The 19,524-nt window shown below is 47.4% G+C and carries 17 protein-coding genes, 2 rRNA genes and 1 riboswitch; of the genes, 8 read left to right on the plus strand and 11 right to left on the minus strand.

Features of this window, described 5'->3' with window-relative positions; genetic code table 11:
* Positions 1-77: 77 nt before the first annotated feature.
* The 4 genes from QVE09_RS19645 to QVE09_RS19660 form a co-directional block, all read right to left on the minus strand.
* Positions 78-2,381 carry an outer membrane protein assembly factor BamB family protein gene (locus tag QVE09_RS19645; RefSeq protein WP_315938139.1) on the minus strand — a complete coding sequence of 768 codons (2,304 nt, stop codon included), beginning with the start codon at positions 2,379-2,381 and terminating at the stop codon, positions 78-80.
* A 100-nt stretch (positions 2,382-2,481) separates the two neighbouring features.
* Positions 2,482-3,276, minus strand: coding sequence for an energy-coupling factor transporter transmembrane component T family protein (locus QVE09_RS19650; RefSeq protein WP_315938140.1), 795 nt, complete (start codon positions 3,274-3,276; stop codon positions 2,482-2,484).
* Positions 3,251-4,822, minus strand: coding sequence for an ABC transporter ATP-binding protein (locus QVE09_RS19655; RefSeq protein ID WP_315938141.1), 1,572 nt, complete (start codon positions 4,820-4,822; stop codon positions 3,251-3,253). The genes QVE09_RS19650 and QVE09_RS19655 overlap by 26 nt, the downstream gene beginning before the upstream one ends.
* Positions 4,823-5,416, minus strand: coding sequence for an ECF transporter S component (locus QVE09_RS19660; RefSeq protein ID WP_315938142.1), 594 nt, complete (start codon positions 5,414-5,416; stop codon positions 4,823-4,825).
* Positions 5,417-5,923: 507 nt separating this feature from the next.
* On the opposite strand from QVE09_RS19660, the gene QVE09_RS19665 reads away from it, so the two are divergent.
* Positions 5,924-6,877 (plus strand): copper amine oxidase N-terminal domain-containing protein, encoded by a 954-nt coding sequence (locus tag QVE09_RS19665; protein ID WP_315938143.1) that lies wholly within the window; start codon positions 5,924-5,926, stop codon positions 6,875-6,877.
* A 182-nt stretch (positions 6,878-7,059) separates the two neighbouring features.
* Here the strand turns inward: QVE09_RS19665 and QVE09_RS19670 are convergent, their stop codons facing one another.
* Both QVE09_RS19670 and QVE09_RS19675 read right to left on the minus strand, forming a co-directional pair.
* Positions 7,060-7,728, minus strand: a complete 669-nt coding sequence (locus QVE09_RS19670) for a pectate lyase (protein ID WP_315938144.1) — start codon at positions 7,726-7,728, stop codon at positions 7,060-7,062.
* A 349-nt stretch (positions 7,729-8,077) separates the two neighbouring features.
* A complete protein-coding gene (locus QVE09_RS19675) occupies positions 8,078-8,953 on the minus strand; it encodes a radical SAM/SPASM domain-containing protein (RefSeq protein ID WP_315938145.1) in 876 nt (291 codons plus the stop codon).
* Between the two features lie 218 nt (positions 8,954-9,171).
* Positions 9,172-9,274, plus strand: a riboswitch (TPP riboswitch).
* A 160-nt stretch (positions 9,275-9,434) separates the two neighbouring features.
* On the opposite strand from QVE09_RS19675, the gene QVE09_RS19680 reads away from it, so the two are divergent.
* From QVE09_RS19680 to QVE09_RS19710, 7 genes are all read left to right on the plus strand, one after another.
* On the plus strand, positions 9,435-10,202 hold the full coding sequence (locus QVE09_RS19680) for an ABC transporter ATP-binding protein (protein WP_315938146.1): 768 nt from the start codon (positions 9,435-9,437) through the stop codon (positions 10,200-10,202).
* On the plus strand, positions 10,189-11,007 hold the full coding sequence (locus QVE09_RS19685; RefSeq protein WP_315938147.1) for an ABC transporter permease: 819 nt from the start codon (positions 10,189-10,191) through the stop codon (positions 11,005-11,007). Before QVE09_RS19680 ends, QVE09_RS19685 begins: the two co-directional genes overlap by 14 nt.
* Positions 11,008-11,060: 53 nt before the next feature.
* The gene (locus QVE09_RS19690; RefSeq protein WP_315938148.1) at positions 11,061-12,134 is read left to right on the plus strand and encodes an ABC transporter substrate-binding protein; all 1,074 of its coding nucleotides are present in this window, start codon (positions 11,061-11,063) and stop codon (positions 12,132-12,134) included.
* 951 nt (positions 12,135-13,085) lie between these two features.
* Positions 13,086-13,898: a hydroxyethylthiazole kinase gene (gene thiM, locus QVE09_RS19695; RefSeq protein WP_315938149.1), complete on the plus strand. Its 813-nt coding sequence runs from the start codon at positions 13,086-13,088 to the stop codon at positions 13,896-13,898.
* On the plus strand, positions 13,895-14,707 hold the full coding sequence (gene thiD, locus QVE09_RS19700; RefSeq protein ID WP_315938150.1) for a bifunctional hydroxymethylpyrimidine kinase/phosphomethylpyrimidine kinase: 813 nt from the start codon (positions 13,895-13,897) through the stop codon (positions 14,705-14,707). Before thiM ends, thiD begins: the two co-directional genes overlap by 4 nt.
* The gene (gene thiE, locus QVE09_RS19705; RefSeq protein ID WP_315938151.1) at positions 14,707-15,372 is read left to right on the plus strand and encodes a thiamine phosphate synthase; all 666 of its coding nucleotides are present in this window, start codon (positions 14,707-14,709) and stop codon (positions 15,370-15,372) included. Before thiD ends, thiE begins: the two co-directional genes overlap by 1 nt.
* A gap of 324 nt (positions 15,373-15,696) precedes the next feature.
* Positions 15,697-16,440: a MerR family transcriptional regulator gene (locus tag QVE09_RS19710; RefSeq protein ID WP_315938152.1), complete on the plus strand. Its 744-nt coding sequence runs from the start codon at positions 15,697-15,699 to the stop codon at positions 16,438-16,440.
* A gap of 546 nt (positions 16,441-16,986) precedes the next feature.
* On the opposite strand, the gene QVE09_RS19715 is transcribed toward QVE09_RS19710, so the two are convergent.
* From QVE09_RS19715 to QVE09_RS19735, 5 genes are all read right to left on the minus strand, one after another.
* Positions 16,987-17,469 carry a hypothetical protein gene (locus tag QVE09_RS19715; protein WP_315938153.1) on the minus strand — a complete coding sequence of 161 codons (483 nt, stop codon included), beginning with the start codon at positions 17,467-17,469 and terminating at the stop codon, positions 16,987-16,989.
* A 287-nt stretch (positions 17,470-17,756) separates the two neighbouring features.
* Complete coding sequence (locus QVE09_RS19720; protein ID WP_091016111.1) at positions 17,757-18,413, minus strand: deoxynucleoside kinase; 657 nt, start codon at positions 18,411-18,413, stop codon at positions 17,757-17,759.
* Positions 18,410-19,033 (minus strand): deoxynucleoside kinase, encoded by a 624-nt coding sequence (locus QVE09_RS19725; RefSeq protein WP_017690540.1) that lies wholly within the window; start codon positions 19,031-19,033, stop codon positions 18,410-18,412. The genes QVE09_RS19720 and QVE09_RS19725 overlap by 4 nt, the downstream gene beginning before the upstream one ends.
* A 184-nt stretch (positions 19,034-19,217) precedes the next feature.
* Positions 19,218-19,334 (minus strand): 5S ribosomal RNA (gene rrf, locus QVE09_RS19730).
* Positions 19,335-19,414: 80 nt separating this feature from the next.
* Positions 19,415-19,524, minus strand: a 23S ribosomal RNA gene (locus QVE09_RS19735); the annotation flags it as partial.

The following is a 19,524-nucleotide window of genomic DNA, read 5'->3' on the forward strand; positions in this document are numbered from 1 at the left end:
GCCCGCACAGCCGATAACCGGAGCGCGAGCAAGCCTGTTCATTTATAATAAATCAACATCCCTTACGAGACAAGCTTTTAAGGTGAGATTGCCTCCTGCAGGCGGCTGGCTTCATATACACGAAAACGTCCGTTGGACGAACCCACATACACTTCATTACCGATCCGGTTAATCATTCCATTCTTCGCATCCCGGTCCCGGTGCTCCGGGTTTCCCATCACAACGTCATGTACACGACCTAACAGTGCTCCATTCTTTTTGTTCATTACGAGCAAATTCTCGTCCATGGGCAACAGCAACTGATCATCAATGACCAGATAACTTCCCTGATTCGTCGGATGCCTTAGTGTTGCGATAGTATCTTTGGCATTCCAGCGCGTCTCCCCCGTTTTATAATCCACAGCCGCCGGGTAGCCATTCTTAATCACATACAACTGATCCTCTTCCACCAGTCCTCGTTCAATCTTGCCCTTGATCGTCCAGCGTGTTTTGCCTGTCTTGGCATCATACAGGGTAGTTGTAAAATCTTCATATTCGCCGTAATGATTGCCGTTTTTGTTCTCACGGATCAACAACATGCCATCATTCAGCTCCTCAAATCGCTGTCCTACCCGAGCAGGGAATTGGGCAAGCTTTTTCCCCGTGTTCAGATCAAGCAGAAACCACTGATTATCTAGTGATAGCCATCTTTCAGCATTTGTGGTTGCAAAGGGATCAAGACGTTCAATTCCACCAGTATATGGATCATTCCAAAATTGTTCTATGGTGGATCGTTTGCCCTTTAAGCTCCATACGGTTCGCCCTGATTGCGGATCGACTGCAACCAGCTTATTCTTTTCCCAATACAACACATAGGGGTCATCTGCACTCTTGTTCAATAATTCATAACCCGTAGCCAGTTTTCGCGTCCACAATGTTTTTCCGTTTGCACTGTCCAGAACCGTTAACCAACTGTTGCTTGAGCTCTCAACAACCGGGTTATCCACAACCACAACGTTCTTCGCAGCGGTGATACCATTAAGTCTAAAATTTTGCTTAGGGGTGTACGTCCAAGTGACCTTTCCGTTCTTCAAGTTCAGATGACGAATACGATCCACGTATTTTTTCTTGTCTGGGTCATAATCGGTGTAGATTGTAACGTATTGGCGTCCTGTATCCACCTCTGCCTGCTGTCTTCCAAAGCCCCCATTGATCCCCCATAATTGCTGGCCTGTATGTCGGTCAAGAGCATATATGGAGCCTTCGTAGTAACCCCCGCTAAATCCACCGTCATCCCCTTTCGTCAGGAGCACGTCATCCGTGGCTGCTTGTAAAAAAGTGTAGTTAATATCACCCTGATTGGTCCATACCGATTTCCAAGGGATTGTCGTAGGCAGTGTTGTGCCATAGATTTTTGTCGTGAACCCATATTCATCCGCCCGACTGATGTTCCAATCGGAAACGACAGTATTTCGATTATCCTGTGCTAAATTCCAGCGTGTTCTGACCAGTCTGCCATTCTTGTTGAACGTGACCAGAAATTGTGCATCTTCCCGCTCATATCTCCAGGTCTGCCCAATACTCATTGCATAACCGGTATCATTCAAATTGCTTGAACTCTCTTTCCAATCCGGTTCGCCTAACCACCCAGCCACTTGTTTGGAGGTGGTTGCCTTGTTCAGCTTCATATCTGTCAGATGGCGTATAACCGAAGTTGGCAGCGATGCCTCCTGATTGAACCAACCATCAGCCACATTCATCTGCTGTTCTATAGCCTGTGCCTTGATCCAGAAGAGTCCTGGCCGATACGTGGAGGATTCCTTATTCCAGACTCGTGGGGCAATGGAGACCCCATACCATCCTTTCCACTTTGCAACAATAACAGCCTTATCTGTTAGCGCTTTCTCAAAAGACCAGGTTGTAGAACTGTCTGGAGCCAGATACAGCTTGCTGCCTGATTGGAGCGTGAAGCTTTGGAGAGCTGTTTCCGTCATACTTCTGCTCTCCTTCAGTGCATACCAACTTGGCAGCCAGAAGTTTCCATGATCGGTTGACTTAAGCTGCACCCACTCGCCTCGAACCGAGGCCAACGTATACTTTTCGTTTTTTGTTGTATAGTATTCAATTCCCATCTGGTCAGCAGCCACACTGCCGTCCCTCCTGTTTTTGAACAGAGGGATGTCATTCATGAGTGAGACGGTATCTCCTTGTTTGTAGGCCAACTGTGTTGATAAGGCTTGGGAACTAGCTCCCAAGCCTTGTGGCGTCGTAATCGAAGCTTGTCCTCCAAGCACGACCATTTTGGAATCCAGTAGCATCCATCCCGTCAACAGTACAGCTGATAATCCAGTCATGGTAATCCACTTGTACCCCATTCTCTGCCAGTCAGGACCCGTCTTCACTCTCGTTCATCCCCATCCATTAGAAGTTATTTCCATATAGACGCTGCAAACAGGAAAAAGTTACCGGTTACCTCAATATATTTCTCTCTATCTCCCCGTATTACCTTACATCCACCATCGTAGCATGATAAGGAAAGGTAACCCCGATGTAATAAGCCGCTATTAAGGTGAGGATATAATAAAATACAAACCACAGATCAGCTAGGGAATAGCCAATCTGAATGTAATACGTTCGGCTCGCGCCATCCGTAAATCCTTTCGCTTCCATCGCTACCGCCATTCGCTGTGCACGGCGAATACTCTGTGCCAGCAGCGGAATAGCGTAACGCTTGAGCGTACCATACACGTTCCAGCGAGAGCCGCGCTGCCTTGTCCCCCGAATACGAATAGCGTAACGGAGCGTCTGGAATTCATCCAGCAAAATGGGGATCATGCGCATCGCGGCCAGAAAGCTATAGGCATATTTCGCAGGAAGCTTCCACTGCTGCATCAGGGAATAAAACAGCCGTACCGGCTTCGTCGTAAGACCAAAGAGTAACCCAGCCGCCGCCATGCTCAGCGAGCGAAAACCCAAGTGTAGACCGCGATAAAAGCTCTCTTCGGTTATATGAATCAGTCCCCACTTATACCATGTGGTCTCGCCCTTACCAAACATCATCATACCTGTAGATGTGGAGATAAACACCAGAATGAATGGGGACGCGTACAGGATTAATCTGTACCACGGATGGCCTGTCCAGCACAGTAATAACATCATCGCCACAGCAACATTGGCCATTACATTCAGATTGTGAATAATGATAACGATGACAAACATCATCGTCAGAATAATCATCTTTAATCCCGGATTAACAGTATGAAGCCAGGTTTCACGGTGAGGAAACGACAGTTGCATCAGATAACCTCCCCTCATCCACCGACCAGATTCGGGTGCAATATCTTTTTACAATTTCACGATCATGGGTAACCATAACAATGGCTGTCCCCTCTCTCCGCAATTGCTCCAGTTGGGCTAACATGGCAAACGTATTGCGGGCATCCTGTCCAAAGGTAGGTTCATCCAACAGCAGTATTCGCTGCTCTCTCACCAGTGCAGAGGCAACGCTCAAACGTCGTTTTTGCCCCATCGATAATTGGTAGGGATGACGCTCAGCCAGGTCGTTTAGTCCAAATTGATTCAGCATCTGATCAGTCCTGGCAAGTCTTTCTTCCGTTGTAAGCCTGCCCCCCAGCAATGAAAATTCCACTTCTTCCGCGACGGTGTTGGTCACAAATTGAAACTCCGGGTTCTGAAATACAAATGCAATTTGATCTGCCAGTTGCTCCGTTTTGCCAGAGGGATGACCATCCACCTCATAGTGACCTGTCGTCTTCAGGATATTCATCAGAGATAACAACAATGAACTCTTGCCTGCACCATTGGCTCCCACAACACCGATCCAGTCTCCATGCCATACCTTGGCCTGTTCCACCTGAATAGATGATGATTTACCACGCCATCCGTTGAACTGCTGCAAGTCCAGTGCAGGCTGATAGGCAAGTGATACAGGTGATAAGGATGAACCATGAGACATGGGGAATATACCCGGTATTTCAGATAAACCAGACGATTGCTGTGCTTCCAAGCTTGAGATGCCCTGATCCGCACACACTTGAAGCTCTCCAGATGTACTTCCCTGTTCTTCCTTAGTTGCCTGCTCTCGCTCCTCCCATATGCCTGGATACCAGATCCCATAATCCTTCAGCTTGCCCCGTTCATCCGTGAATACCTGATGTGCTGGCCCATCCGCCACAATCTTTCCTTCAGGTGATAACACAATGATGCGGTCGACCATATCTACAATCTCGTTTATTTTGTGTTCAACGATGATGATCGTTTTGTCACTCGCGATCCGTCTGACGGTATCCCACACCTGGGAAGTACCCTCATCATCCAGCAGTGCAGTGGGTTCATCCAAAAACAATACCTCCGGGTCCATGGCAAGCATCGAAGCAATCGCAAGACGCTGCTTCATCCCCTGAGACATGGACTGGATCAATACACGATTCTGTTCAAAGAATAACCCCACTTGTTTCAGATAATATTCAATCAGAGCAGGCATCTCTTCACGCGGAATATTTCGGTTTTCCAGAACAAATGCGATCTCTTCATCCGTAAAGGACATACAGAACTGGGTATCCGGATCTTGAAAGACCACTCCTGATTGGGCGGAAACCTGAATATCATCACATTTCATCGGAATCTCAACCGAACGTGGTATCAGACCGCTCAGAATTTGCAATAACGTCGATTTACCGGAGCCACTTGGGCCAAGCAACAGCACTTTCTCTCCTTGACGCACAGAAAGAGACAAGCCTTGAAATACCAAGGCTTTCTCTCCCGGGAACTTGCATCTTAGATTTGTGACACTTACCGCTTGCGAATTCCCTTCCCTGTTCATCTAATCCAACGCCTCATAATCTTGTTTGGATACTGGTCTGAGTGAGCGTGTTACACCGGTCAGTTCCAATGCTTTGGCAAGATAATAAGCGAACACTCCTGCAATCAGGATGCTTCCGATGAAGCGGAATCCGATAAATAACGTATAATTCCAGGCCGAGAGTGAATCAATATACCCGTACTGGTAATCCAGCAAAAGCGAAGCCGCTGCGGCTCCTATGGCTGCAAGACAAGTGACAAACAGATTGGTTTTTCGATACAGGAATGCGGCAAAGAATATCTCGGCTCCCAACCCTTGCAACAGACCATACACAAGTGTGGACATGCCCCATTCACTGCCTAAAAAAGCACTTACCGTTGAAGCTGCAACCTCGGCAAGAATCGCCACGCCTGGTTTACGAATGATAACAAAAGCAAACGTGCCCGCCATAAACCACATGCCGTAGATCATCTGCTCCGCATGAACGCCTAATGGCTTCATCAAGTCATATGTAGGTCCCCATATCTTGTAAATCACCCCAAACACCACTGCGATCACGATGGTTACCAGAATATCCGTTAGTTTCAATCGCTTGTTGCCTGCTGTTGTTGCCATGTTCTCTACGTCCTTCCTCTGTTCCCTGTGAGGGTTATCAAAATAAACGAAAAAGCCTCCCCGGTTCCGGGCAGGCCTTACGCGCAGTATACAATCCTCACAATAATGTATCGGATGGATGTCGAAAATACGGAATATCAACCATTCCCTCTCCGCACTGGCAGATACACCACCCCAGCTCAAAGAGGTCTGTTGTTCATCCACGTTCATTCCCGCAATTCACCCTTACATATTGCAAATCCATGTTCTCTACGCTGGCATTACCCAGATCAGATGTACGGTCAGCGGCACAAGTCCACTCTCTCAGCCCAACTTCATTGAGCTCCCGGTTCACTTATTTCATTGCTTCTACTGTACATCAGTTGGGTAATTGTGACAATCCCTAGAAGAATCATCATGCTTCTTTTGGGGTAAATGGGAAGGGGGTATCCGATAATTCACTTTCCATAATATGCAACATTTAGGTTATCTAGTGCGTCTTAAACATTAGAAGGGAGATGGATAGTGATGAAAAATTACAACTCTGTTTGGCAGCTTAAAACATGGAAAATGGTCCTTGCCGCTTCGATACTCACCGCAGGCACGGCACCTGCCTTACTCTCATCCACTGTGGCGGAAGCTGCAGCAACTAAACCTAAACCGACAGCTTATATTAACAATGTTCAGGCTGAATATGATGTTGTCATACGGCAGGGTATTACGTACGTGGCATTGACAGAGCTTCAATTCCTAGGCAACTATACGTTTGGCTACAATAACAAAACAAAAGAGATCAGCATTAGCACAGGCAGCGATAAGTATGTCCTTACACCTAACAGCAAAACAATGAAGAAAAACGGTCAGAATGCGACATTATCCTCCGCGCCGATTCTGGTGAATGGTAAAGCGATGCTACCGCTCCGTGCCATCGGTGAAGCTTTTGGTGCCAAGGTGCAGTGGAACCAGAGTGCCAAGGAAGCCTACATTTACACTACCGATGCTACGATTGTAAAAGAATATAACAGTTCCGATCTGACTGTGGCGCGTGAAGCCGCACTGCATCTGCCACGCTTCTCTGAACTGGGACAAGCACGTCTGGACATTCGCAACCCTTTGGGTCCGGTGGATTCATCCATTGAATACATTTTTGAACAAGGCAAAAAAGATCGTTTCTTCGTTGTTGAGGATAACGATCTGATCAGTTATTACATCCTTAAAAATGGAAGTGCCCTGCTACAATGGCAGGCTAACATCAGCAAAAATGCCGGAACCATCGGTGACCTGTTCTTTATTAAAACCAAAGCCGTCGCTGAAGCAGGGACTCGTCCTTCCGTAGCAGGTCAAACACTCGTATCATTCAAGTACTCTCGCATGCTGGAAGAAACCTCTTACGAGATCATGAACAAATCGGGCTCTATGGATACCGGTTCTGTTGTCCCCGAGAAAGGCAAAGTCATCGTTGAAGTTCCGGGAGAAAAATAATTTGAGCCTCCACTATGAAACATTGCTCAGCAGAACTATACTATAATATCTGCATTACAAAGAGCGTCCCTCAAAGTCAGTGTGGCAATGACCTTGGGACGCTCTTTTTGGCGTTATATTTTAACTTTCAAATCACAAGCGGAGCAGACAGTTTTACCAACTCCAGCGATTCAATCTCTTGTTTAATATTGCGTGTTCCCGGATTGACTGGTTTTACCTGAAGCAAAGCCCTTGAACAGGGTTGGTACTTTGGAATAGCGGGTATTCGTAATTTTCCCTTGTGATGTACTGCTGTCTGTACGCATAATCGAATCTTTCACATTGGAAATGTTGGAGTTATCCAGCGTCATGTTAACTGTGAAGGAAGTTCCACCATTTTGACGCACCAGTTTGCCGATATCATCTGCACGGAAATTTTTGATGTTAATCGTTCCGGCTGCATTGATCTGGAATACTTTATCATAGGCCTTATACGCTGCCCCACCGGTAATGTTAACCGTTCCGGCCGACTTCAATGTCAGAGCATCCTCGCCTACGTCCTCCCAGACTACATTCGAAATATTACAGCTACCATAACAGTGAACACCATCGGCAGCAGGTGATCCAATATTTACATTTTTGAGTGTGGCCCCTGCCTCCAGGCGGAAGACTGGTTTCTGACCCTCTGCTTGAGACCCATCACCCAGTGTGGAAGGATTGGCTACAAATGTTTTGCCTTGACCGTCATAGGTCGTGCCCTTTGGAACAACAATTGTTGAATTTACAACTGTAGGCGCAGCAGCAACCGGAACTGCACCAAATATGGAAGCAACCAAACCAGCGGACAACAACAACGTCAATATTTTTTTCATAACTTTATTCCTCCCTTATTCTCTCGTTATTTGGTAATGTACAAGCCTGAGCTTGTCCTGGAAGTTCGTCAGAGGTGCACCTCTGTCCGATCCACAACCTAATCCTACCAAATAAGGAAGGTAACTAGAATAATCATTAGATCAGATATATCATGACATCGCACAATCCCTGTCATATCGGCATTTTTTGCATACCAGGTCTCTCAAGCAATATGCTCATATCAACCTCTGGTATGCTCATTTGTAACGTATGTACCCCTCACTTGAATCCCCGATCACAAAGAAAGACCACTACATTTGTCTCCAAATGTGTGATCTTGAATGACTTCCGGCTTGCTAACATAAGATGTCAGGCTCCAAATCTCTGACGATAACCGCACTTTCGACACAACTCTTCTACAGCTTCGCGTTTGGAGAAGCCATATACCAGATTGTTCGCCCGCTCACCCTCAATAATCTCCGAGAATGACTTCTCGTGCACATTACCCAGATTAATCACACCCTCGCCATCGAGACAGCATGGAACCACCGTTCCATCTACAAGCACAGCTGCCTGATTACGCAATGCATGGCAAAAGCCTTTGCCGTCATCTTCAGGTGCATCCAGACTTGGCCATTGGAACTCATGGTCCTGATTCAGGTATACATTTGGGGCAATTTTGACCCCGCTGCCTGGAACTACTTTTTCCTCAATGCGGAAGTCCAGATTGAACTCACGTTCCAATACTTCAAGGGTCTCCCGATTTCGATTCATCTGAGCATTCGTGAAGTTATCCTGCGTCAGATTCCACAGTCGGAATGAGATGATGACATTGTGTTTAACGGCCTCGTGTACAAAGGACAAAATATGACGCAGATATCCGTCACGATCTGTTGAACCTTCATGCCCATCGAAGCTGTGCAGGGAGAAATTCATCTGCCGCAGCGCCGGTTTGCCAAGCAATTTATGCTGAGTCTTGGGCAACAGTGTACCATTTGTTGTAATGTTCACCTTGAGTCCCTTCTCATGTGCGGAATCAAGCAACAGATCTATTTTGGGATGCAACAAGGGTTCGCCTTTGACATGTAGATAAATATGATTGGTGTGTGGTTTAACTTGTTCCAGTATATTGTTGAAGACTTCAGGGTCAATGAATCCTTTGGCACGCTGCGTCTGTGGACAGAAGCTGCAAGCCAGATTGCAGATACTCGTGATCTCAATATATACTTTTTTGAACGTTTTCAACTCGGGTCCCCATTCTGCCTAGGAGGGAGAACATTCCCACCTGCATTTTGTGATCCGGCCTTTACGGGCCATCCCTATTATATCGAGTTCGGAAGCCAAGGTAAATTGTTCAGTTGTTCGGGTCTGACTCCAAGTTCATCTCAAGAATTCTATCACACTGCCTCTTTACAGTTCATGTTCGAGTGATATATGCTGAACACACAACTGCATATCTTGAACTTTTGCACTAGGGGAGCCTTGCGGCTGAGACGAATATGACTATTCGGACCCTTTGAACCTGATCTGGATCATACCAGCGGAGGGAAGTGGAGCGGCCTTTTAGTAAGCGGAATTTTTTCATGTATATGTGAAGATAAATTGCCGATTTAACTTACAGACCCACTCATTTCTCCGGAAATGGGTGGGTCTTTTTTGTTCCTTTTGCAGAGCATAGGATGCCGTTGTTATTCCAGCAGTCTGAAATTAAGGGGGTGAGGATCAGATGGATAACCATGTAACCATTCACAACGTAAGCTTTGCTTTTTCCAAAAAAAAGGATTCCCCCGTGCTCTCCAATGTGTCGCTTCGGGTTCAACAAGGAGAATTTGTCTCGATTATCGGCTCCAGCGGATCAGGTAAAAGCACGCTCTTCAAGCTGCTCGCAGGCTTGCTTGAGCCAACCGGCGGCACCATCGATATTGCTGATGTACCGCGAGGAGAACGGCTCGGACGAGTCGCCTATATGCCGCAGAAAGACCTGCTGTTATCCTGGCGTACCGTCATGGAGAACTGCATGCTGCCTGCCGAGTTGGCACCAGGCCGACAGGACAAGGACAAGTTACGTGCCAACATCCTAGCTGGATTGGCAAGGTTCGGCCTGTCGGGTTATGAACAGGCCTATCCGGATGAATTGTCCGGCGGCATGCGGCAGCGGGTGGCATTGCTTCGTACCTTGCTTACAGGCGGGCAGCTCATGTTGCTGGATGAACCCTTCGGTGCACTCGATGCCTTAACAAAACGAGAAATGCATCGCTGGTTGTTGGAGCTGTGGGAGGGCTTTGGCCAAACCGTGCTGTTCATTACACATGACATCGAAGAAGCCCTGCTGTTAAGTGACCGTATCATTCTGTTAACTCCAGGAGGGCAAGGTCAGCAATTGCGGGAGATGACGGTTCCTTTATCACGCCCAAGGCATTCGGACATGATCTACGAAACGGCTCTTGTGCAGATGAGACAACAACTGGAGGAACAATTGCATGCAAAGCGATAGAGGTAAGGTCAGCGTCCGGACTTGGCTCTCGAAGTGGTTTTCCCAATATGGTTTGTTTATTGTGCTCGTGCTCTTATTACTGGTGATCTGGGAAGTGATTGTGCGTATGGGATGGGTGCCTTCCTTCATCATTCCTGCACCCACGGCCATCGCAGGCTCACTGATTAAGCATTGTCATCTGCTGTTGACCATCCATCTGCCTGCTACCTTTATGGAGGTTGTTGTTGGTTTTGTCTTGTCCATAGTGACTGGAATTACGCTAGCAACAGGCATGCATATGAACCGATCGATTGAAAAGGCTTTGTATCCCTTCATCGTGATCAGTCAGACCATACCGCTGATTGCCCTGTCTCCTGTATTCATCCTGTGGTTTGGTTATACGCTGTGGAGCAAAGTCGCCGTGGTGTTCCTAATTGCGTTCTTCCCCATTGTGGTCAGTACCTACGATGGACTCCGCCAAGGCGATCCAGAGCAGCGTGAACTGCTGCTCACCATGGGCGCCAGCAAGTGGGATATTTTTTGCAAACTCCAGGTTCCACTGGCGCTTCCCTCTTTTTTCTCGGGGCTAAAGATGTCTGTGGTGTACTGCGTGGTTGGGGCAACGATTGGCGAATGGCTCGGTGGCAGCAAAGGTCTCGGATACTTCAGCCGCCGTATGTCCAGCAACATGAACACGGATGCAATGTTTGCCGCTATTGTGCTGTTATCCCTGCTGGGGATCGTTTTGTTTGTACTGATTGCCTGGCTGGAGAAACGGTTTAGCATACGGCGTCATGGTCATGGAGGCAAAAGAAAAGTTGGATAATACTTAGACAGAAATTAGTTGTAAACAAAACGATGAAATGAGGAACTTCATTTATGAATAACAAAGGTATATACTCCCTGCTTCCCATCATGCTCATTAGCCTTTTGCTGATCGTTAGCGGATGCAGCACCACGAATACTAGCAAAAACACGCCAACAATAGACTCTGCAACGAATGCACAGCAAACAGATCCGTCTGCAACCGAACCAGCATCAGACGCCAAAGATAAACTGTCCATCATGCTCGACTGGTACCCGAATGCAGTTCACTCCTTCATCTATGTTGCTCAGGAAAAAGGATACTTCGCAGACCAAGGTCTGGATGTCGAAATTCAGATGCCTGCGGATACCAATGATTCACTCAAACTTGTTGCTGCCGGTAAAATTGATCTGGCCCTTAGCTACCAGCCCCAAATCTTGCTCGCGCGTGGCGAGAACATTCCTGTACGTTCCATTGCTGCTGTTGTTCGGCACCCGCTTGTGCACCTGTTGACCGAAGCAAATGGCAACGTGAGCTCACCCAAAGATCTTGAAGGAAAAACTGTCGGTTATTCTTCGATTCCGCTGTATGAAGCGATGGTACGTACGATGATTAGCCACGATGGTGGAAACCCAGATAACATGAATCTGGTTGACGTTGGGTTCGATCTGATTCCTTCGCTGGCTTCCGGACAGGCAGATGCGATTATGGGTGGTTTTATTAACCATGAGCAATTGATTTTGGAGAAAGAAGGACATGCCATGAAATCGATTAACCCTGTCGATTATGGTGTGCCTGATTATTATGAATTGGTCCTGACCGCAAGTGAAACTGGTATTGAAGCAAAAAAAGACCAACTTACCCGGTTCGTCAAAGCGATCCAGGAAGGACAGAAATATGTGACTGAGCATCCAGAAGAAGCCTTGAATATTCTGCTCGCTCATGAGAATGAAACGTCTCCGCTTGACCCGGAGATCGAAACCAAAAGCCTGGCTATTCTACTGCCACTCATGAATGAAGAAGGCCAACCGTTTGGTCGGCAGGAAATGGCGTCGTGGGAAAATGTACGTGCATGGCTCGTTAAAAAGGATTTGATTCCTGAAGCGGTGAAAGCCGAGGATGCTTTTATTAATCTGCAAGGAGAGTAAGTAAAGTAGAGCAACCTGAATGAAGGAAAAGTGACTGAACGCAAAGGGAATGAAAGCAAGGGGATTAAAAGCAAAGTTAGCAAAAACGTAGGATCGGATGCATGAAGGTTTGCGAAATGGAATTGGCCTGAAGCAAGCATTGGAGGATCAGAATTTTAACAATCCTAAGTGGCTTGATGTGCAATTGGGTACCTTGATATGCGTTTGGGTGACTTGTTGATATGTATTTGGTATGTACGTCAGCGCATATCTTCAAGCCTACTGGGAGCTGGATCGCGCCTTAACTTGATTAAAACAGAGCATGCAGCGAGTGCTAAAGAATCTGTGGCGTCCTATTCAAGGATTTGGAGCGGTTACAGAAATCTAAGGAATCTGAAACATGTTATATCAGAATAATCAGCTATTTGCAGCGTTTTTGTTAGCGATTCTGGGAAATAACGTGTCTGATGTTCCTTACCATTCAAAAGGAGGATCTGACAGCCAAATAAGACGTCCTGTGTTCTTTAGAAACATCGTGTGACCTTCGCGCCCCGATCATTGGGTATCGTTCAGTCTGGACTTCAAGACACTGGTTGGACGCCAACGTCCATCACCGCATCGCTTGCCTGAGTTTGGAGACATACGCGGGGTTCACTTTCTGTATTTTGTATTCTTGCGTTTTGTACTGTTTCGTTATTTTATATAAATCCAACCTTAAGCTGTTTCAATCAAGGGGAGATATAGATCAAAATGATTCAATTTGTCTATATCCAGTTATAAAAATCCATTTTTAGTGAGTTATGAAATTGATTTAGATTTTACGTTTCTGCTTTTCCCGCATTAATGCATCTGGCTGTTGTTAGACTCTGCGCCCCAACTCAACAATGAGACTCATATCCTATTATTCTGCTGAGTGACCCTTCATACCGGTCTTCTACCGATGGGGTTACTTCATAACAAGGAGGAAATTATATGTCTTATCTGGAACGTGTTCGTACGCAAAATCCGCTGGTACACAATATCACCAACCTTGTCGTGGCTCCCTTCACAGCCAATGGCCTGCTTGCACTAGGTGCGTCCCCTTTTATGGCCTATGCTCATGAAGAGGTCGCTGATGTCGCCAAGATGTCAGGAGCCGTGGTACTCAACATCGGTACACTCGATGACAAAGTCGTTCAGGCGATCCGTCTGGCAGGCCAATCGGCTAATGCGCATCACGTGCCTGTGGTGCTTGATCCTGTCGGCGCAGGCGCAACCGCTTATCGCACGGAAACCGTGCAGATGCTCGTTCGTGAGCTTCGCCTCACGGTACTGCGCGGCAATGTGGCGGAGGTCGCCAATGTCATCGGTGAGAGTTGGAGTATTAAAGGCGTAGACGCAGGATCAGGTGAAGGTGATCGGATCGGCATTGCCGAGCGGGCAGCGCAACAACTTGGCTGTGTCGTGGTCATTACCGGGAAAGAAGATATCATCACGGATGGACAATCCACATTCCTCACAAGAAATGGACATCCCCTGCTCACTCAGGTCACGGGTGCAGGTTGTCTGCTAAGTTCGGTGATTGGTGCTTTTACAGCCATAGCGGAATCGGAAGCCGATCTTCTAGGCAGTGTTGTAGAAGCGCTTGCGTTTTATGGTATAGCAGCTGAACTGGCAGCAGAGCGTACGGCTCACCTGGGACCAGGCAGCTTCCAAATTGATTTGTTAAATCAACTGGCACAAGTGACACCTGACCTCTTGGCAAAGCACGCACAGATCCGTCAGATCCGTGGAGGTGCAATATGAACATTGCCCAAGCGCTAACCATTGCAGGCTCCGATAACGGGGGCGGCGCAGGAATTCAGGCCGATCTGAAAACGTTCCAGGAGCTTGGCGTATACGGCATGACCGTTATCACCGCTATCGCTGCCCAGAATACAACAGGTGTGCAGGGCGTTTTTCCCATCCCTTACGATGGCATTGCCCAGCAATTGGAATCGACCGGTGAAGACTTTCAACCAACCGCAACGAAGACCGGCATGTTATATAGTGCCGAGATTATTCGTCTAGTGGCTGAGAAATGGCAGCAATACCGTTGGTCTAATCTGGTCATCGACCCTGTGATGGTAGCCAAAGGTGGCGCCCCCCTTCTCCAGCAGGAAGCTGTACAGGCGTTGGTTAAGGATCTGTTGCCCCATGCCCTGATCACAACACCTAATATACCGGAGGCGGAACTGCTTACCGGAATGTCTATCACCAATCTGAGTCAGCGGGAAGAAGCCGCAAGACGGATTGTACAGATGGGCTCAACGTATGCTTTGGTCAAAGGTGGTCATGATGAAGGAAGTGGCATGATCGTGGATGTGCTCTACGACGGGCAGTCTTTTCATTATCTGGAGAATGTTCGTGTGGTAACACGTCATACGCACGGAACAGGATGCACATACTCTGCCTCCATCACCGCAGAGTTAGCCAAGGGTTCACCTGTTCTGGCTGCCGTTACGACCGCGCGAGCATTCATTCAGGCTGCCATCGAAGATGAGCTGGGGATTGGGGCCGGACATGGGCCAACGAATCATTTTGCGTATCAGCGCAGACAGCGGGGTGAACAGTGATGCTCCCTTGGAATGCAGAAGCGGTACAACGCGCGATGCAGGTGTATTTGGTGATGGGCAGTGTCAATACAACGCAAGACCCGGTGGAAGTGCTGCGCCAGGCCATTGCTGGCGGCATTACGCTGTTCCAGTTCCGTGAAAAGGGAACTGGCGCCCTGGCTCACGAAGCTCGCATCACGCTTGCGATGCGGCTTCGCGAGGTGTGCAGCCAGCACGGGGTCCCGTTCATCGTGAACGATGATGTGGAGCTGGCTGTAGCGGTGGAGGCCGACGGCGTGCATGTCGGCCAGGAAGATGCGGACGCGGCGCTGGTACGCGCCCGCATTGGAGATGGGCGGATGCTTGGCGTATCCGCCCACTCTGTGGTTGAGGCGCGCCGTGCGATGCAGGCGGGCGCCGACTATCTTGGCGTCGGGCCCATGTACCCGACGCGCTCCAAAGCGGATGCCCACGCTGTGCTGGGCCCCGCAGGGGTAGCGGAACTGCGCGCCGCAGGCATCGCAGTTCCGATTGTCGGTATCGGCGGCATTACGCCCGATACCGCGGCCGCCGTGATGGCGGCTGGAGCCGACGGCGTAGCCGTCATCTCCGCCATCGCGGGCGCGGCCGACGTGCGCGCAGCGGCTGCGCAGTTCGCTGCGGCAGTGCGCGGGATGCAGGCGTAGCCCTGCTCTCCCTGCACTGCCGGCCCCGTGGGCTGCACCGAACACATGGTGCAGCCCATAACTGCTCAGTCTCCTCTCCATAACAGAGGAGCCTCCCCCCTGCGGCGCGGCAGTCTGTGTCTTCGACTTAGAAGCGCATCCGCTCCCCTACAATGACTGAATGACAAAATTATTTCGTCACACCTATTCACATCTAGTCACATCCAGTCACCAATCCATGATCAAGATGCAGCTTCCATGCTCGCATCTTGTTTTTTCATTTTCAACTGTTGACTCTCACGTAACGTGACACTGTACAATCGGTGTTGTAAGGAGGTTTCACACATGGCCATGAAGGTAAAAGAAGTTGCCGAACTTGCCTCGATCAGTGTGCGCACACTGCATCACTATGATGAGATCGGACTATTAACCCCGGACGAAGTGACTTCTGCTGGGTATCGATTATATTCAGATGCCAACCTGGAACGGTTGCAGCAGATATTGTTTTTTAAGGAACTCGACTTCTCTCTGAAGGAGATCAAAAACATTATAACCAACCCCTCCTTCAACCCGGAAGAAGCACTAAATATGCATCGACTTATTCTGCAGGAGAAGCGCCAACGCTTGGACCAGATGATTGCTACCATTGATAGAACGGTTTTACATGTGAGAGGAGAAATTAAAATGACAGCCAAAGAACAATTCGAAGGATTTGATTTTAGCCAGAATCCGTATGAACAAGAAGCGCGTGAACGGTGGGGAAACCAAGCCGTAGATCAGGCAAATCAAAAGCTACACAGTAAATCTACCAAGGATCAGAAGGCTCTATCCGATCAAATGAACGAAATCTACAAACATCTTGCTTCACTTCGTCACACAGAACCAGCATCTGCGGAGGCACAGGCCGGCATCAAAGAGTGGTACACTTGGCTAAACCAAATGGGAAGCTACTCACCTGAAGCCTTTAGAGGACTTGGTCAGATGTACGTGGACGATGGACGCTTCACACGTAATATTGACCAGTTTGGTGATGGTTTGGCAGTATTTATGAGAGATGCTATGGCTGTATTTGCTGACCAAAACAAATAATATAGACCTTTCTTCAACCACATATAGTATTATTCAACTCTCATTACCGTCAGATGTGCACTGTAAACGATGGTCTTGAACTTAAAGCTCTGTCCTCTAGTGGTAAAATTAATCTCTCGTCATTAGCTTTATTCGCTGTAAATGACCATTCGGATATTTGAACCTACCTCCTGGGGTGACCCTATCTTTCTTGTAATTAACCTTATGAACATGCTGGATATTTACTAGGGTTATGTGGTAAGTAATTTAAATCGATCCGAATTGTTGCAAAAGTTATGAGCAATATCCACCCCTACCTGGTGGATACACAAAAGGGACGTACACCCTCAGGCGTATCGTCCCTTTTGTGTATCCAAGTAACTCAGCCGCAATGTGAACAAGCCTAACTGCTGCTCACTCTGAGTACTTTATAAATATCTTTTAAAGTAGATGCTCTTTACTACGTTTTTCTTCTGCTCCCAGTCCTTCGATATAACCTTTTCACAAGTCCTTAGGATGATGAGCATTAAGTTCCTTCTGTCAAGCCAGCGTCCACTGTCTATCCGATTAAGCTCTTGGTGCGTGATCCGATGAAGATGCATCCGTGGCTAGACTAGTTCTCGCCATCCGGCCAGGAATCTGCCATGCAGATACAATCGCAAGCACAATGAATAACAAATCAATCGGTTGGCCGAAGTACTCCTGGAAGGTTTCCACAAACGCACTGATCATCTCGTTATCAAACACGAGTTCCATCACGCTTACATCACCAAACAGTTCGGAAGTAAAATAAACCACCGTCAGATATTTCCCCAACAAAATGCCGACGAGCGCAAAAAGTACGGCAATGACTTTATGTACCGTCGCAATTCGTTTGTTCGAGAACAACACAACTGCGTAGCCCGTGAGCGCTCCAATCAAAATCGCAATTAATCCCACCTCATACTCGGTCATTGCAGCAATAGCTGCCCACACGATGCCTCCCAGAATGGCTGCAATTAAACCACCAAGGATCGGCATACCGATTTTAACGCCTTGTTTCTCTTCCACGTTGTCTTTCCCTCCTGAGTCATGCATATGCTTCTTTTCCAAAATTCACCTTTCCTATGAAAACACAAAAAGACCTATTATTCAACATTTTTCTACTTTTGGTGACCATCTATTTACATAATAGAAAAGATATATTAAGCATCCATTTCCTTATTCGCTCGAATATCATTTTAGTTTTGTCCACAAACAACTCATAATCACTCCATTGGTACATAAAAAAACATCCCTCCAACAGCATAATAGCCGTAGAAGGGAAGTTTGTTTTACCTTGGAAAACTCGCTCTATCTTATCGTTGCACTTCCTTGGAAGGCTGAATGACAGCTGCAATCTGTGCCAAAATGGCATCCACCGATGCCGGATCATGCACATCATACTCATCAATGTTCAGACGCAGCACAGGGCAAGCCGTAAACTGATCAATCCACACGGAATAGCGCTCGTGCATGTGCTCCCAGTACGAACGATCCGTCTGAATCTCCATCTCGCGTCCACGTTCCGTAATTCGGTTTAAAATCGAAGGCAGACTGCCTTCCAGATAGATCAACACGTCTGGATGTGGGAAATACGGTGTCATCACCATCGCTTCAAATAAACTGCTGTATGTCTCAAAATCTGTAGCAGACATGGTTCCTTGATCCGCATGCATCTGTGCAAAAATACCCGTATCTTCATAGATGGAACGATCCTGTACGAATCCCCCACCCAGTTCAAAAATCTTTTTCTGTTCCTTGAAGCGCTCTGCCAGGAAATAAATCTGCAGATGGAAGCTCCAACGCTCGAAGTCATGATAGAACTTCTCCAAATATGGATTGTGATCCACTTGCTCCAGAGAAGTCTTGAAATTCAAACGCTGCGCAAGTGCAGCCGTTAACGTGGATTTGCCCACCCCAACCGTACCTGCTACCGTAATTAATGCATTCGCTGGAATGCCATAGTTATTCATATGATATACTCCTTTACCTGATTAACAATTTGCCTGAAGTGTTCAGGATGTTCCACAAAGTCCAGTTGCTCTGCATTGACCTTAATGATTACTGGTGGATTTGAGCTATTCGCCAGATAGTCCATGCCTGTTTTGTAATCAGCAATGAGTTGTTCCATATATGCCGGGTCCATGTCCTGCTCAAATGAGCGTCCACGCTTGTTAATGCGATACATCAACGTATCGAGTTCAGCTTCAATATAAAGCACCAGATTGGGCTTTGGCAGATCATCTGTTAACAGGTGATAGATTTGACGATATTTATCCCGTTTCGTTCCCTTTAAGGTACGATCGGCAAAAATCATATTTTTATAGATATGATAGTCTGAAATGACTGGGGTATTTTGCTCTACATAATGAGCGCCCGTGTCTTCCAGTTGTTTAAAACGATTACACAGAAAAAACATTTCCAATTGGAAACTCCACTCGTCGATATCCTGATAAAAGGAAGCCAGAAATGGATTCTCTTCTACGATTTCTTTAACTAACGGAAGATTCAATTCATGGGAAAGCATCGTTGCCAGCGTTGTTTTCCCCGCTCCGATCGGACCTTCCACGGCAATAAACGGGGCTGATTTCATCGTGTTCACTGTTCCTCCTCGTACTTATGCGTGTTTCCGTTTTCTATATAGACCTCACCTATTGTATCACAGCTTTAAGGATTGGAACGCCAGTATTTTATGTATATAACAAGTCAAATCGGAACGAATGAATTACATTAAAATGAAAAAGACACACTCGATATCATCAAGTGTGTCTTCTATTGCTTGGCGGCGTCCTACTCTCCCAGGACCCTGCGGTCCAAGTACCATCGGCGCTAGAGGGCTTAACGGTCGTGTTCGGGATGGGTACGTGTGGAACCCCTCCGCCATCGCCACCAAACGCATAGCTTAGCTTACATTTCAGAGATCATTCTCTGAAAACTAGATTCGAAACGAAACACGCGAATTACAACTTGCTAATTGGATAAGCCCTCGACCGATTAGTACTGGTCAGCTCCATGCATTGCTGCACTTCCACCCCCAGCCTATCTACCTCGTCGTCTTCAAGGGGTCTTACATACTGGGAAATC

This window comes from Paenibacillus sp. ClWae2A (assembly GCF_032452295.1).
GTDB lineage: Bacteria > Bacillota > Bacilli > Paenibacillales > Paenibacillaceae > Paenibacillus.

Coding starts and splice junctions, on each gene's coding strand:
- QVE09_RS19650 (WP_315938140.1), bottom strand. CDS start 3,276: ATGCAACTGTCGTTTCCTCACCGTGAAACCTGGCTTCATACTGTTAAT.
- QVE09_RS19655 (WP_315938141.1), bottom strand. CDS start 4,822: ATGAACAGGGAAGGGAATTCGCAAGCGGTAAGTGTCACAAATCTAAGA.
- QVE09_RS19660 (WP_315938142.1), bottom strand. CDS start 5,416: ATGGCAACAACAGCAGGCAACAAGCGATTGAAACTAACGGATATTCTG.
- QVE09_RS19665 (WP_315938143.1), top strand. CDS start 5,924: ATGAAAAATTACAACTCTGTTTGGCAGCTTAAAACATGGAAAATGGTC.
- QVE09_RS19670 (WP_315938144.1), bottom strand. CDS start 7,728: ATGAAAAAAATATTGACGTTGTTGTTGTCCGCTGGTTTGGTTGCTTCC.
- QVE09_RS19680 (WP_315938146.1), top strand. CDS start 9,435: ATGGATAACCATGTAACCATTCACAACGTAAGCTTTGCTTTTTCCAAA.
- QVE09_RS19685 (WP_315938147.1), top strand. CDS start 10,189: ATGCAAAGCGATAGAGGTAAGGTCAGCGTCCGGACTTGGCTCTCGAAG.
- QVE09_RS19690 (WP_315938148.1), top strand. CDS start 11,061: ATGAATAACAAAGGTATATACTCCCTGCTTCCCATCATGCTCATTAGC.
- thiM (WP_315938149.1), top strand. CDS start 13,086: ATGTCTTATCTGGAACGTGTTCGTACGCAAAATCCGCTGGTACACAAT.
- thiD (WP_315938150.1), top strand. CDS start 13,895: ATGAACATTGCCCAAGCGCTAACCATTGCAGGCTCCGATAACGGGGGC.
- thiE (WP_315938151.1), top strand. CDS start 14,707: ATGCTCCCTTGGAATGCAGAAGCGGTACAACGCGCGATGCAGGTGTAT.
- QVE09_RS19710 (WP_315938152.1), top strand. CDS start 15,697: ATGGCCATGAAGGTAAAAGAAGTTGCCGAACTTGCCTCGATCAGTGTG.
- QVE09_RS19720 (WP_091016111.1), bottom strand. CDS start 18,413: ATGAATAACTATGGCATTCCAGCGAATGCATTAATTACGGTAGCAGGT.
- QVE09_RS19725 (WP_017690540.1), bottom strand. CDS start 19,033: ATGAAATCAGCCCCGTTTATTGCCGTGGAAGGTCCGATCGGAGCGGGG.